The sequence below is a fragment of the Arcicella gelida genome (genome assembly GCF_034931025.1).
Classification (GTDB): Bacteria; Bacteroidota; Bacteroidia; order Cytophagales; family Spirosomataceae; genus Arcicella; species Arcicella gelida.
In genome coordinates, this window is sequence record NZ_JAYGIL010000009.1 from 17,378 (window position 1) to 31,467 (window position 14,090).

13 protein-coding genes are annotated in these 14,090 nt (G+C 34.6%); 7 read left to right on the forward strand and 6 right to left on the reverse strand.

The genetic code is table 11. The features are described from left to right. Positions 1–158: 158 nt before the first annotated feature. Entirely contained in the window at positions 159–1,052 is an 894-nt protein-coding gene (locus VB776_RS08905; protein ID WP_323328163.1) for a geranylgeranylglycerol-phosphate geranylgeranyltransferase, read from the forward strand. Positions 1,053–1,134: 82 nt separating this feature from the next. Here the strand turns inward: VB776_RS08905 and thiL are convergent, their stop codons facing one another. Beyond that, positions 1,135–2,163, reverse strand: coding sequence for a thiamine-phosphate kinase (thiL, locus tag VB776_RS08910; RefSeq protein WP_323328164.1), 1,029 nt, complete (start codon positions 2,161–2,163; stop codon positions 1,135–1,137). A 114-nt stretch (positions 2,164–2,277) separates the two neighbouring features. Beyond that, positions 2,278–2,748 (reverse strand): hypothetical protein, encoded by a 471-nt coding sequence (locus VB776_RS08915; RefSeq protein WP_323328166.1) that lies wholly within the window; start codon positions 2,746–2,748, stop codon positions 2,278–2,280. 85 nt (positions 2,749–2,833) lie between these two features. Here VB776_RS08915 and VB776_RS08920 point away from each other — a divergent pair, with 85 nt between their 5' ends. From VB776_RS08920 to VB776_RS08930, 3 genes are all read left to right on the forward strand, one after another. Further along, entirely contained in the window at positions 2,834–3,064 is a 231-nt protein-coding gene (locus tag VB776_RS08920; RefSeq protein WP_323328168.1) for a cytochrome b5 domain-containing protein, read from the forward strand. A gap of 76 nt (positions 3,065–3,140) precedes the next feature. Continuing rightward, a complete protein-coding gene (locus VB776_RS08925) occupies positions 3,141–3,995 on the forward strand; it encodes an N-acetylglucosamine kinase (RefSeq protein WP_323328170.1) in 855 nt (284 codons plus the stop codon). 195 nt (positions 3,996–4,190) lie between these two features. Beyond that, on the forward strand, positions 4,191–5,615 hold the full coding sequence (locus VB776_RS08930) for a TonB-dependent receptor (protein WP_323257253.1): 1,425 nt from the start codon (positions 4,191–4,193) through the stop codon (positions 5,613–5,615). A gap of 90 nt (positions 5,616–5,705) precedes the next feature. Here VB776_RS08930 and mnmD read toward each other — a convergent pair whose 3' ends face one another. The 4 genes from mnmD to atpD all read right to left on the reverse strand — a co-directional run bounded on the left by mnmD (position 5,706) and on the right by atpD (position 9,821). Next, positions 5,706–6,359, reverse strand: coding sequence for a tRNA (5-methylaminomethyl-2-thiouridine)(34)-methyltransferase MnmD (mnmD, locus tag VB776_RS08935; protein WP_323328171.1), 654 nt, complete (start codon positions 6,357–6,359; stop codon positions 5,706–5,708). Between the two features lie 175 nt (positions 6,360–6,534). After that, positions 6,535–7,632 (reverse strand): glutamine-hydrolyzing carbamoyl-phosphate synthase small subunit, encoded by a 1,098-nt coding sequence (gene carA / locus VB776_RS08940; protein WP_323328173.1) that lies wholly within the window; start codon positions 7,630–7,632, stop codon positions 6,535–6,537. 363 nt (positions 7,633–7,995) lie between these two features. Continuing rightward, on the reverse strand, positions 7,996–8,226 hold the full coding sequence (gene atpC / locus VB776_RS08945; protein ID WP_323328176.1) for an ATP synthase F1 subunit epsilon: 231 nt from the start codon (positions 8,224–8,226) through the stop codon (positions 7,996–7,998). 77 nt (positions 8,227–8,303) lie between these two features. After that, positions 8,304–9,821: a F0F1 ATP synthase subunit beta gene (gene atpD, locus VB776_RS08950; protein WP_323328179.1), complete on the reverse strand. Its 1,518-nt coding sequence runs from the start codon at positions 9,819–9,821 to the stop codon at positions 8,304–8,306. Positions 9,822–10,309: 488 nt separating this feature from the next. Between atpD and VB776_RS08955 the strand changes: the two genes are divergently transcribed. From VB776_RS08955 to VB776_RS08965, 3 genes are all read left to right on the forward strand, one after another. Continuing rightward, positions 10,310–12,763, forward strand: coding sequence for a tetratricopeptide repeat protein (locus VB776_RS08955; RefSeq protein WP_323328181.1), 2,454 nt, complete (start codon positions 10,310–10,312; stop codon positions 12,761–12,763). 37 nt (positions 12,764–12,800) lie between these two features. Continuing rightward, complete coding sequence (locus tag VB776_RS08960) at positions 12,801–13,262, forward strand: hypothetical protein (protein ID WP_323328183.1); 462 nt, start codon at positions 12,801–12,803, stop codon at positions 13,260–13,262. A gap of 82 nt (positions 13,263–13,344) precedes the next feature. Further along, positions 13,345–14,073 (forward strand): ABC transporter ATP-binding protein, encoded by a 729-nt coding sequence (locus tag VB776_RS08965; RefSeq protein ID WP_323328185.1) that lies wholly within the window; start codon positions 13,345–13,347, stop codon positions 14,071–14,073. Positions 14,074–14,090 lie beyond the last annotated feature (17 nt).

Here is a 14,090-nt window from a genome sequence, read left to right on the forward strand (position 1 = left end):
GCACGTTGTGGATATGTAAAGTTAAGTCTTAGCGAATAGACTTATCAAAGGTCTAACACACAAAAACAAAAAAAAATCTCTTCTAATGACTAAAAAAGTTTTTTAAGGGATTAAAATGGAATAAATTTGGTTGTTATAGTGTATAGCAATCTTCTAATATGATGTTGAGAACCCCTCGGAAAGTTACATACCTACAAGTACTTACAGGTTTTAGCCGACTGATTCGTTGGCAAAATTTAGCAATTATCGTATTTACGCAATATTTTACAAGATTCTTTTTGGTTAGAGATAAACCGCTTTCTTTCAGTCATCTCCTTGATATTTTATTAGAAAAAAACTTATTCTTAATTGTTTTAGCGACCGTTTTGGTGGCTGCTTCTGGTTATATCATCAATGATTATTATGACATAAAAATTGATTTGGTGAATAAACCTGAACGAGTAGTAATTGGGCGGTACATCAAAAGAAGATGGGCTTTATTGATTCATCAAATTTTTAATGCTTCTGGAATTTTATTAGGTTTATTGGTAGATAGAAAAACAGCTTTTGTGAATTTATGTGCCGTTTTTTGTTTGTGGCTTTATGCCAATAAATTAAAAAGATTGGCTTTTTGGGGAAATTTGATGGTTGCTATTTTAACAGGTTTTTCTTTGTTGGTTTTAGCGGTTTATTATCCTGGTCATCAGAGAGAAGTATGGGTTTATGCCACATTTTCATTTTTCATTACTTTGATTCGTGAGATTATTAAAGATATGGAAGATGTAAAAGGCGATGAGCGTCACGGTTGTAGAACACTTCCAATTATCTGGGGAATTGCTAGAACCAAAAATCTTGTTTACGGATTAATCGCCATTTTTATCAGTATTTTATTCATTCTGGCAAGTCAATTACCGAATGAGAGAATTGCTTATATTTTTCTATTAATGATGTTTCCTGTAGGTTTACTTACTTATAAATTAGTTTATGCCGACAAACCCAATGATTTTGCTTTTCTGAGCAATGCCTGTAAAATTATTATGCTAATAGGAGTTTTAACAATGATAGCTGTTTGATTGTAACGATAGAAATGATTTTCAAACAAAATGGCTTCGTTTTTGCGAAGCCATTTTGTTTGATTTTTATTAAGAAGAATTATCAAAAATGTTCAAATCCGGGTGAAGTAACATTAATTAAAGTACCCGATTTCATCATTAATTTTACACCATCTACATCATTCGTCATATAACCCAAGAAGCTAATATCAGACATATTTTTGATGGTTTCAAAGTCTTCTTGTTTCACTGTAAAAAGTAATTCATAATCTTCTCCACCATTCAATGCCGCCGTCATTGGGCTAAAATTTAATTCAGTCGCTACCAAATAAGTTTGGTCGTCGATTGGAATTTTGTCTTCAAAAATTACTGCACCAGTACCAGAGTTCTTGCAAAGATGTAAAATTTCAGAAGCCAATCCATCCGAAACATCAATCATAGCAGTAGGAATTACGCCTAAATCACGCAATTCATAAATTACGTCCATTCGGGCATTTGGTTTCAATTGACGTTCTATCACATAATCTTTGTCTTTATCCAATTGAGGTTGCATATCAGGGTTTGCTAAAAATACTTGTTTTTCTCTTTCAAGTGTTTGTAAACCAATGTAAGCAGCACCTAAGTCTCCCGAAACACAAATAATGTCGTTGGTATTCGCAGTATTTCTTTGAACGATATTTTTCTTTTCAGCAGTACCTAACGCAGTAATTGAAATCACCAAACCAGAGCGAGAAGCCGAAGTATCACCACCTACTAAATCTACTTTATATTCATCACAAGCAATCTTGATGCCTTCATATAACTCTTCAATGGCTTCTACTGAAAAACGATTACTCAAGCCTAAACTTACTGTAATTTGCTTTGGTATAGCATTCATCGCAGCAATATCAGAAACATTTACGGCAACAGCTTTGTAACCTAAATGTTTGAGAGGAGTATAAGCTAAATCGAAATGGATGCCTTCCATTAAAAGGTCGGTAGAAATTACCAATTCTTTTCCAGCTGTATCGATAATGGCTGCATCATCACCAATTCCTTTGATGGTTTCTGGATTAATGGTTTGAAATTTCGAATCGATTAACTTTATCAAGCCAAATTCTCCGATTGTACTTAATTCTGTTCTTGTTTCCATAATACAAAGTTACGTTTGATTTTGTGATTGAGAGAATCGAGGGATTGATATTTTATGGAAAAGAAAAAAGCCATCCTGTTAGAGATGGCTTTGTGATAATAATTTATGTTTGGTTTAAGGATTTACTAATTGTAAATTAACAATAGAATTACTTGCTTTAATGTCTGGTTGTAAAGACTCAAGTGTTACTGCTGAACCAGTTCCATCAATTGTAACGATTGTAAATTCAATTGTTCCAGTAGTTCCAGTTGGATTTGCTCCTGCTGAAGTTTTTAATCCAGTTAAACTTAAAGTTTTGTCTGTATTTGTCAATGCCCAAGTACCCGTGAATGTAGTATTATCTTTCGCCGTTAATGTAGCCGACTTTGTACTACTTAAACTTAATTTGTAGTTAGAATAACCAGAAGCAATGTTTGTTGCTTTAGTTTTGTTGTAAACTTCAACACCACCTTCTTTTGCAATGCTAACGGTAAAAGTTTTTGTCAACTTTTCTGTTAAAGTTGGTTCAGGTGCATCTTTTCCACAACTGCTTAGTATTAAAACAAAGGCAAAGAGAATAGGGAGGGATAGAATTAGTTTTTTCATTATCTGTTAGATTTTATTTTTGAGGGATAAAAATGATAAAATAAATTGAGTTCAACAAATTTGATACAATATATAAAAAATAATTATGCTAAAAAAATACACAAAATCTCAATTGGCTTTAAGGAACGGTCAAGATCGTGACGAAATCTGGATTGCCTTCAAAGGGTTTATTTATGATGTTAGTGATTCCAGACTTTGGCGTAATGGTAAGCATTATGAACATTGGGCTGGTCAAGATTTAACCGATGAACTAAAAGACGCTCCGCATACCGACAAAGTTTTTGAAAAATTTATAGTTGTGGGTGAGTTAGCTTGAGTAATTTTAATGACTGCTTATCTTAAAAAAAGGTTGCATTGTATATCCGAAAACTACATTTTTAAAATACTAAATAATGATTTTAATCGCAGAAAGTGGCTCAAGTAAAACAGATTGGCGAATGATTTCTCCAAACGGAGAAGTTTCCCAAGCCAAAACAATTGGGCTAAATCCATATTATCAAACTACTGATTCAATTATTGAAGAATTACAAAAAAACTTATTACCATCACTCAACAATCAAGCAGTTTCTGAAGTTTTTTATTATGGAACGGGTGTCACAAATGAAGAAAAAGCTGAAATTATTCGCTTGGCTTTCAAAACAATTTTTCCAACAATAAAAAAGATAGAAGTACACAGTGATATGTTGGCGGCGGCTCGTGCTTTGTGTGGTCGTGAGGCTGGCATTGCCTGTATTTTAGGGACAGGCTCTAATTCTTGCTTTTATGATGGTAAAGATATTACTTTTCAAGTACCACCTTTAGGTTTTTGGTTGGGAGATGAAGGAAGCGGAGGTTACCTTGGCAAACAATTAGTATTAAGTTATTTGCACAAAGAAATGCCTATTGATATTCGTGAAAAATTCGAAAAGCGTTTTGGTGCGAAAGACCGTCTGGAAATTTTAGATAATGCTTATCAAAAACCTTTTCCTAATCGTTACTTTGCTTCTTTTTCAAAATTTATTTTTGATAATCGTAATCATCCATTTACGTTTGGCTTAGTTAAAAGTGCATTTGATTTATTTTTTGAAAAATACTTATTAAAGTACCCCGATTACCAACAGTATAAAATTCATTTCACAGGTTCTGTCGCATTTTATTACTCTGATATTCTAAGAAGAGTAGCCATCGAAAAAGGCTTTAGTGTTGGAGTGATTATGGAAAGTCCGATTGCTGGTTTGACTTTGTTTCACAAATCACAATTAACCTAAATTGAATGAGCTATATTACGTTTTATACTTTTGTTTGTTTAAAACCTACTCAACTGCTTGCTAATTCGTTTTTTGTATTAATTTTTAGATAAAGAATTATATTTTTGGTAGATTTTTGTCAAGCTTTGCCCATTGAATTGTAAATTAGGAAATGCTTTGAGTGATAGGGTACAATTAAATAAAGAGAATAATGTCATGGTAAATTACGATAGAAATTTAGGCACAAAACAGAAGGCTCTTCGCATCAATCTCGACCGCCGAATTTATGGCTCTTTTGCTGAAATCGGGGCTGGGCAAGATGTCGCTGCTAATTTTTTTAAGTCGGGCGGAGCATCAGGAACGATTGCAAAAACTATTTCAGCTTATGATATGGCTTTCTCGGATGCCATTTATGGGGAAGAAGAATCTGGGCGTTATGTAGTAGAAGCCCGTTTGATGAAAATGCTTACTCGTGAGTATAAATTATTAAATGTACGTCTGACCGAAATGGCTTCTGAACGTACATTTTTTGCTTTTGCTGATACTGTTGCTGCGCTAAACTATCAAAAAAATAATGACCCACATGGGTGGATTGGCTTACGTTTTCAACTTGAACCAAATGGCGAACCAAACGATGTTGTCATTCACGTTAGAATGAAAGACAATGACAATGTTTTACAGCAACAAGCTTTAGGTGTTATTGGTGTAAACTTGATGTATGGTTGTTTCTATTATAATGCACAGCCTGAAATTTTGCTTCAATCTTTAATGGATGATTTATCGTCTGATAGAATTGAGATTGATATGATTCGTTTTCGTGGTCCAGATTTTAAAGGTGTGGACGACCGTTTGATGTCGCTTCACTTAGTAAAAAATGGTTTTACCAATGCCGCACTTTTCGGACCAGACGGAAACGTAATGCAGCCTTCAGAAGCCTTCTATAAAAAACATATTGTGGCAGTACGTGGACGTTTTAGACCTGTTACGAATGTATCTTTAGACATGATTAAAACGGGTTTGAAACAGTTTGAAGCCGAACCAGACGTTGATGACGATAAAGTAGTTTTATTAGCTGAACTTACTTTGAAGAATTTACAAGCAGGTGGTGAACAAATCAATGAAAGAGATTTCCTCGATCGTGTAGATATTTTATGTTCGCTAGGACATACCGTTTTGATTTCAAATTTTCATGAATATTATCGTTTAGTGCAATATCTATGTGGTTTTACCAAATTAAGAATGGGTCTGATTCTAGGAATGCCTAACCTTGATTATATTTTTGAAGAAAAGCATTATACCAATATTTCAGGGGGAATTCTTTCCGCTTTTTCTACCTTGTTTGCTCCTAAAATTAAATTGTATTTGCATCCAATGCTCAATGCAGATGGTGAAATTGTAACCACAAAAGAATTTACTCCTCCTTCGCATTTAAAAGGCTTGTTTCAATATTTGCAAGACAACGATAAATTTGCCGATATTAAAAATTACGATAAAGAACTACTCAAAATTAATACAGATGCGGTCTTGAAACTAATCCAATCTGGCGAATCTGGTTGGGAAGAATTAGTACCATCAGTCGTATCGAAATTAGTAAAAGGAAATTGCTTATTTGGTTATCCTTGCGAAGTAACACCTGCTTGAGATGCTAAAAAGACCTTTTGATAATATAATTCTCAAATCCTTTCCTATTAGGCGGTGACTTAAGTCGCCGCCTAATAGGAATTGTAGTTTTTATAACTTAATGGCTCTCACTACCTCTCTTTTACCCCATATTCCTACATGCTTTTCTACTTTAAATCCTGCTTGTTCCATTGCCCTTCTGACAATAGTTTTTGAACAATAAGTAGTCAGGAATCCTCCTTTTTTTAAGAAAGACGCAACATGAGTAAATGTTTCCACCGTCCAGAGTTCTGGTTGTGACGAAGGAGCGAAGGCATCGTAATAAACTACGTCAAATAGCTCGTCAGTTTTAAAATCTTGAAGCGTACTCTTTACTTTTTTGAGTGAAAAATTAGAAGAGATTTCAATGTTTTCTTCCCAGTTTACTGAATGAAGCCTTTGGAGTAAATCAGTTGCTGTGTCCGTCTGATAATTTAATAATTTGACATCTTCTTCAGAAATGGGAAATGGCTCAAGACTGGTATAATGTACTTTTAGCTGATTTTTTTTAGCTTCTCCTGCGGTTATTAAAGCATTTAACCCAGTACCAAAACCCAATTCCAGAATGCTAATTTCCTGCGTTTCCTGCATTTTCGCCAATAAACCCAATTCAATATATACTCTTTGGGTTTCGTCTAAAGCACCACGAACAGAATGATAAAATTGGTTAAACTCTGCACTGAATAAAGTAGTAAAACCGTCGTCAGTAATTCTTACTCTTTGCATTTTTTATTTAGATATAAGATTTTAGAAGCAAGATACAAGACCAATGATAGCAAATGAAAGAGTTTTTGAAAGGGAATAGTTTTTACAAAACAATAAAGACTTGAATTTGAAAGCTACATACTTTCAAATTCAAGTCTAACACTCTTGTTTCTTTTCTCTTGCTTCTTGAATCTACTTAAAGCATTCCCACAAAATTATCAAACAAATAACGAGAATCGTGTGGACCTGGAGATGCTTCTGGGTGATGTTGTACCGAGAATGCAGGTTTATCTTTTCTTCTTAACCCTTCAACAGTTTTGTCGTTTAAGTTGATATGCGTTAATTCAACATTTTCATTTGCTTCCAACTCTTCCATTTTTACAGCAAAACCATGATTTTGAGAAGTGATTTCTGATAAACCAGTAATCAAATTCTTCACTGGGTGATTCAAACCACGGTGTCCGTTTTTCATTTTATAAGTAGAAAGACCAGACGCTTGTGCTAAAATTTGGTGACCTAAACAGATACCAAAAGTAGGGCTATCGTTTTCTACAATTGCCTTAACAGTTTCAATGGCATAAGGCATCACTGCTGGGTCGCCAGGGCCATTCGAGATAAAGTATCCGTCTGGATTCCAAGCTTGCATTTCAGAATAAGAAGTTTTTGCTGGGAATACTTTCAAATAACAATCTCTATCAGTAAGATTACTTAAAATACTTTTCTTTACGCCTAAATCTAAAACAGCTACTTTGTGTTCTGCTTCTGGGTTTCCCAAGAAATATGATTCTTGTGTACAGATTTGAGAAGATAACTCAAGTCCTTCCATTGGCGGTACTTTCGCTAATTCTTTTTTCAATTCTTCTACATCCAAAATCTCAGAAGAAATGATGCAGTTCATTACACCAACCTCACGGATATGACGAACAATTTGACGAGTATCAACGCCAGAGATACCAACGATTCCAGCTTTTTCGAAGTAGTCTTGTAAAGAACCATCAGCAGTTTTACGTGAATGAATTGGTGAGAATTCATTACAAACCATTCCAGAAATGGTTACAGTGCCAGATTCTTCTTCTAAATCGTTCACTACTCCATAGTTTCCGATATGAGAAGTTGTATTTACAATTACTTGTCCAAAATACGAAGGGTCAGTATAAATTTCCTGATAGCCAGTCATACCTGTATTGAAGCAAATTTCTCCGCCACTCGTCCCGATTTTTCCGAGAGCATTCCCTCTAAAAACTGTACCGTCTTCCAACAACAAAATAGCTGCTTGGCTTTGTGTTACTTTCATTTGATTGTTTCTTGGTTACTGAAAAAAGATTGTACTATAAAAAAGGAGGTCAATTAACTTGACCTCCTAATAAAAATATTTTTTAGAAACGATAACACAGCCCTTTTTTGAAGGTAAATCTTTGGACATTTTCCAAAAGTTACTCGTAAAAACTGCTTGTATCATCATTTTTTTCATTTCTGATACAAAGATAGGGAATAAATGATTTTTGGACAAATCCAATATTCTTAATTTTGAATTTGATGAAAAATATATCGTAAATCATTTATCCTAAGTGTAATAAAAAAGCACAAACCCCAATGAGTCTGTGCTTTTAATATAGTTTTTGTAATTGAGACCGAATCCACAATTACTATATACTAATTACAATACTGCTTCTGCCAATACTAAGATTTTGTTGTTCAATACTTCAACAACACCACCGTCGATAGTGAATACTTGTTTGTCAGCCGCTAATGTTCCTTTTCCTAAAGTCGAAACGATAGGAGCATGGTCTTTCAAAATTTGGAAAGAACCATCTGTGCCCGGTAAAGTAACTACTTCTACTTCGCCAGAGAACACTTTTTTGTCGGGAGTAATGATTTGTAAATTCATTTTTTTTCAGTTTATGAGTGTATGAGTTAAAAGTTTATGAGTAAGGTTTTACTCATAAACTCATTTACTCCTAAACTTTATTTCGATGCTTCTGCTACTAATCTTTCTCCTTTAGCAATAGCATCTTCGATACTACCTACTAAGTTGAAAGCTGCTTCAGGAAGGTGATCGTATTCTCCATCAATGATTGCGTTGAATCCTTTGATGGTATCGTTAATATCAACCAATACTCCTTTTAAACCTGTAAATTGTTCAGCCACAAAGAATGGTTGTGACAAGAAACGTTGTACACGTCTAGCACGAGATACTACCAATTTATCGTCTTCAGATAATTCGTCCAAACCAAGGATGGCGATAATATCTTGTAATTCTTTATAACGTTGAAGAATCTCTTTAACACGTTGAGCAGTGTTATAGTGAACATCACCTAAAATGCTTGGAGATAAAATACGTGATGAAGAATCTAATGGATCCACCGCTGGGTAGATACCTAATTCAGCAATCTTACGAGATAATACCGTTGTAGCATCTAAGTGAGTAAACGTAGTAGCCGGAGCAGGGTCAGTTAAGTCATCGGCAGGTACATAAACGGCCTGTACTGAAGTAATTGAACCTCTTTTTGTTGAAGTAATACGTTCTTGCATCGCACCCATTTCAGTAGCAAGCGTTGGTTGGTAACCTACAGCCGAAGGCATACGACCTAAAAGAGCCGATACTTCAGAACCTGCTTGTGTAAAACGGAAGATATTATCAATAAAGAAAAGGATATCACGACCTTGGTCTTCACCTTCTGCATCACGGAAATATTCAGCAACTGTCAAACCAGAAAGAGCAACTCTAGCACGAGCTCCTGGAGGTTCGTTCATTTGACCGAACACCAAAGTAGCTTGTGAAGCTAAAAGAGCTTCTTCATCTACTTTAGATAAATCCCATTCTCCTTTTTCCATTGCGTGTTTGAAATCTTCACCGTAACGAATTACGTTTGATTCAATCATTTCACGCAATAAGTCGTTACCCTCACGAGTACGCTCACCAACACCAGCGAATACAGAAAGACCTTCGTAAGCTTTAGCGATGTTGTTGATAAGTTCCATAATTAATACAGTCTTACCTACACCAGCACCACCAAATAAACCAATTTTACCACCTTTTACATAAGGAGCAAGTAAGTCAATTACTTTGATACCTGTAAAAAGCACCTCAGTTGAAGTTGCCAATTCGTCATACTTTGGAGCAAGACGGTGGATTGGCATTGATTTGTTAGACTTAGGTTGAGGAATACCATCGATTGCCTCACCAACTACGTTGAAAAGACGTCCTTTGATACTGTCACCAGTTGGCATAGACATAGGTTGTCCTAAGTCTCTTACTTCCTGACCTCTTTGAAGTCCTTCTGTTCCTTCCATTGCAATGGTACGAACACGGTCTTCACCTAAATGTTGTTGTACTTCGAGAATAACTTTGGTGCCGTTGGCTTTTGTAACCTCCAAGGCATTCAAAATTGTGGGGAGATGAGAGTTAGCACCCTCGAAGCTCACGTCCACAACTGGTCCGATTACTTGCGTAACTTTCCCTGTATTGACTGCATTTGCCATTTGTATTGTGATTTTGTTATCTGATTGTCAAGTGATTACGTTTTTTATGTACTTAACGTAGTAATTCAGACTGCAAAACTACTTGGTAAAATTCAGATTAACAATTCTGTTTTTGGATTTTTACCATATTTTTTGCTTAAAAAGTATCGTTTTGTTGGATTGCTTTAAGAGTGAGGGTAGAAAAATAGTTTTTTTTTCGGTTTTAGACGTCGATTTTCACTTTTCTCAATATAGTCGATGAAAAGCCGTATTTCTTTTTTAAATCACAATGCTTTTTCTTTTCGTTTCTTATGTTTCATAATGAATGTTTGTAATCATTGAAAGATTTGATGTCGTAAATAATTTTCAAGAGTTTCAACAAATCATAATAATTACGAATTTTGTGCATTAGTGAATAGTATAACTAGTTTCTTTAATTGATGAAATCATTAAACTAGCCAAAATAATAAATTTCATTTTCCCTAAAAGGCTTAATTTATCATATCAATATGAATTCAATACAATTCTGGAAAAACTGGCAAAAAGCTTCTCGTCTGCTATATTTTTTCTCAATCAGTATTTTGTTGTTTACAGTATTTGCATTTGCTTTCTTTTATTTCAAAGGATTAGAAAACGTGGTGCATTGGAATATTTTAGCTGAATTAGGCGAAGTTCCTTTTGTGTTGGACTACTTTGATGTTGGTCAAGAAACTCTTTCTTTTCCAAGTAAAACTTTTACAGTAACAGAGCAGTTTCTAGCTTCACCGATGGAAATAAACCTTATCGGGAATTATATTTTTCTATCACTCTTTGTCTTTGCTTTTGTTTTAATCCTCTCAGTACTTTCGTCGCTGGCTCGTTTTTGGTATTTGGTGGCGATGGGGCTTGTTATTTTACTCTTGGTCACTTTCAACCTTGAATTATTGTATAATGCCAGCAACAGATACTTCACGATGGGGTTGATTGTACTCTATGCAGGTCTTAGTTATTTTTTCCACGCTTTTCGTCCCGATATTAATATTTTCAAAAGGTTTTTATCTTTCTTTTTGATAAGTATCGTACTCATTTTGGTGATTCTTTACAGTACAAAAGTGAATACGCCTTTTTTGTTATTAGCGAGTTATAGAACAGCGGGAGCGATGATATTGAGTGTGGCTTTCATTTTTATGATTGCTTATGAAATCGTTCAAGGTTTTTTGGTGTTGACAACCTCTTCAAAAAGTCCTCAGGCATTGAAGAATTTCTTGTTAATTTCTTTGATTTACTTAGCCAATGTATTACTCGTTTTTTTGCATAACAACAAAGTAATTGACTGGGAAATGATTTATATCAACCCATTTGTCCTATTAATTACTTCTACTTTTTTAGGCATTTGGGGGTTCAAAAAGCGATTGGAAGGCAATAAGCAAATCATCGATTTTGAAGATGCTGGTTCGTTTATCTATTTAGGATTAGCCATCATTACTTTAGCTACTTGCGGACAAGCATTTTCCACTGGCAACGACCCTATGGTAGAAGTATTAGAAGATGCAATTACCTACACGCATTTGGCGATGGGATTAGTGTTTTTAATTTATGTTTTAGTGAATTTCTTGCCACTTTTCAAGCAAGGATTTGAAGTACACAAAGTAGTTTTCAAACCCATAAACCTGCCGATTTGGACAGCCAGAGTATTATCAATTATTATCATAGCCGCTTTATTAGTATTGAAAAACTTCTTTACATTTCAGCAAGCAAATGCGGCATATTATAATGCTTTGGGCGATTATTATGCTTTTGACAAACAATATAGAGTGGCAGAATCGGAGTACCAAATGGCTTTGGCTTACGAATATCGCAATCATAAAAGTAATTATGCTTTGGCTTCTTTGGCATTATGGCAAAACGATAATGAACGAGCAGCATTGTACTTCAAAAAAGCCTTGGCGAAAAACCCATCAGTTTTTGCTTATGAAGGATTGAGTCGTTCTTTTTATGATGGCGAACATTTTTTTGATGCCATGTTTACTTTGAAAGAAGGCTTGGCGAAATTCCCGACAAGTGGAGAGTTGCAAAATAATTTAGCCTATTTATTCAACAAATCGAATGTAGTGGATTCTACCGTTTTGTATTATGAAATGGCAGTGAAAAACGCCAGAAAGTCAGAAGTACCTGCTAGTAATTTATTAGCATTTTGGGCAATGAATGGAAAAGAGCAAACCATTCAAGAATTGTTAGCAAAGCCAGAGAATATTGAATACAGTTCATATCAAGCCAACGTACTTGCTCTGAAAAATGTGTTGAAAAACAAAAAAGTAATTGCTTCTGAAGAAATCACTAAACTAGATTTACCCAAAGATTCCGTATTAAGTAACATCGCCGATTTCGCAAGAGTGTATAATCAAGCACTTTATCAGAAAGCAAAGGGAGAAATTTTGCCATTAAGGAGATTGTCGGAACTAGATGAAAATCAGGCGGATACTGAAGATTTACTTTTTGCTGATATTGTTCAAGAGTATTATAAAGGAGATAAAATAATAACTTTTCAAACGCTACAAGCTTGGTCGCTAGGCGATTCTGCCGATAAAAAAGGGAAGTACTATCAATTATTATTGAATACTTTACTAAAGAAAGAAGCAACAGAAAAGGTAACTATTGCAACCATAAAAAATATTGCTACAGATGGCTTAAAACAACATCCTGTTAATGAAGAAGTACTGACGAAAGCCATTGAAATACTCAACCAACAAAAGCAAGAAAATAAAGCTTATGAAGCCACTTTGAATGCTATTGCTTGGCGAAAAGATTCTCCAGTGTTATACCAATTATATATTCTTCAAGCTTTAAAAGTTGGGATGAAAGATTATGCTATAGATGGAATGAAGATACTTCAAAAATTATCCCCAACCGACTATCAGCGTTTTCTACCAACCTATCAAGCTAAATTAGCTTCTATCGAAAAGGCAAGTGCTGGTTTTCAGTAAATTATTAAGTTTGTTTATTAAGAATAATTTAATGGACATGAGCGAGCAGTTAACCTTCTCTAAAGATTTTTGGAGTTCCACCTACGAAGTTAAAGATGGTGCTCAAGTACTTATTAAAACAGAAAAGAAATCTATTTGGTCTTACGACTCAAATGTAAGAATTGGAGATAAAGAATATTTTTTTGATGTAACAGGATTGCTCTCCGATACTGTGATTATCTACGAAGATAAAGACAAAGTAATAGGAAGAATTAACATCAATTTTTGGAATACAGAAGCCTATATACTATTAGAAAATGAAGAGAAGTTTTTCTTCAAACAGATAGGTTTAATTGCTAATGAATGGGAACTGCACGATGAAGAAGGTTTAATGATTCATTTTTCAAAAGATTGGTTTACTAATGATGGAAGCATAAAAATCTATCAAGAGAATAACAAATGTTTAGCCATCGGTATTTTTCTCATTTCATTGTATCAACAAAAGAGTAATAATTCATAAATGATTAATCATTTTGAAGAAATACATAAAACATGAGCCTCTAAGCTCAACAGGTCAAAACTTTACAGTTTAATAAAATATTATGAAAATCATCGAAACCAGCCACATATCAAGACGTTACGTAATGGGTGAAGAAGTAATTCAAGCCTTGAAAGATGTAAGTATTTCAGTCAGTAAAGGTGAATATGTAGCTTTTATGGGTCCATCGGGTTCTGGGAAGTCAACATTAATGAACATCATTGGCTGTTTGGATACTCCATCTACAGGGAAATATATTCTGAACAATCAAGACGTAAGTGAAATGTCTGAAAATGAATTGGCAACGGTTCGTAACAAAGAAATTGGGTTTGTATTCCAAACTTTCAATTTATTACCCCGTCAGTCATCTTTAGAGAATGTTGCTTTGCCTTTGATTTATGCAGGTTACAATAAAGCCGACCGTATTGAGAAAGCAATGTTAGCTTTAAAAGGAGTGGGTTTAGAAAACCGTGCAGGTCATAAACCCAATGAACTTTCAGGTGGTCAGCGTCAGCGTGTGGCAATTGCCAGAGCATTAGTAAATGACCCTTCGATACTTTTAGCAGATGAACCCACAGGTAATTTAGATACTAAGACTTCTTATGAAATCATGGATTTGTTCGATCAGCTTTATTCAAAAGGAAATACCATTGTAATGGTAACGCACGAAGATGATATTGCTCAATACGCCCACAGAATAGTAAGATTACGTGACGGTTTGGTAGAATCTGATAAGATAAATACCAATGTTAAAAAGGCTAAAGACTTAATGGCGGGTCTTCAAGGACATTGATAGTAATATAATTTGAA

Excerpts from the sequence above, each read along its gene's own strand:
- VB776_RS08930 (WP_323257253.1), top strand. The coding sequence starts at position 4,191 with ATGGTAAATTACGATAGAAATTTAGGCACAAAACAGAAGGCTCTTCGC.
- VB776_RS08915 (WP_323328166.1), bottom strand. The coding sequence starts at position 2,748 with ATGAAAAAACTAATTCTATCCCTCCCTATTCTCTTTGCCTTTGTTTTA.
- VB776_RS08960 (WP_323328183.1), top strand. The coding sequence starts at position 12,801 with ATGAGCGAGCAGTTAACCTTCTCTAAAGATTTTTGGAGTTCCACCTAC.
- atpC (WP_323328176.1), bottom strand. The coding sequence starts at position 8,226 with ATGAATTTACAAATCATTACTCCCGACAAAAAAGTGTTCTCTGGCGAA.
- VB776_RS08905 (WP_323328163.1), top strand. The coding sequence starts at position 159 with ATGATGTTGAGAACCCCTCGGAAAGTTACATACCTACAAGTACTTACA.
- thiL (WP_323328164.1), bottom strand. The coding sequence starts at position 2,163 with ATGGAAACAAGAACAGAATTAAGTACAATCGGAGAATTTGGCTTGATA.
- VB776_RS08920 (WP_323328168.1), top strand. The coding sequence starts at position 2,834 with ATGCTAAAAAAATACACAAAATCTCAATTGGCTTTAAGGAACGGTCAA.
- VB776_RS08925 (WP_323328170.1), top strand. The coding sequence starts at position 3,141 with ATGATTTTAATCGCAGAAAGTGGCTCAAGTAAAACAGATTGGCGAATG.
- VB776_RS08965 (WP_323328185.1), top strand. The coding sequence starts at position 13,345 with ATGAAAATCATCGAAACCAGCCACATATCAAGACGTTACGTAATGGGT.
- carA (WP_323328173.1), bottom strand. The coding sequence starts at position 7,632 with ATGAAAGTAACACAAAGCCAAGCAGCTATTTTGTTGTTGGAAGACGGT.
- atpD (WP_323328179.1), bottom strand. The coding sequence starts at position 9,821 with ATGGCAAATGCAGTCAATACAGGGAAAGTTACGCAAGTAATCGGACCA.
- mnmD (WP_323328171.1), bottom strand. The coding sequence starts at position 6,359 with ATGCAAAGAGTAAGAATTACTGACGACGGTTTTACTACTTTATTCAGT.
- VB776_RS08955 (WP_323328181.1), top strand. The coding sequence starts at position 10,310 with ATGAATTCAATACAATTCTGGAAAAACTGGCAAAAAGCTTCTCGTCTG.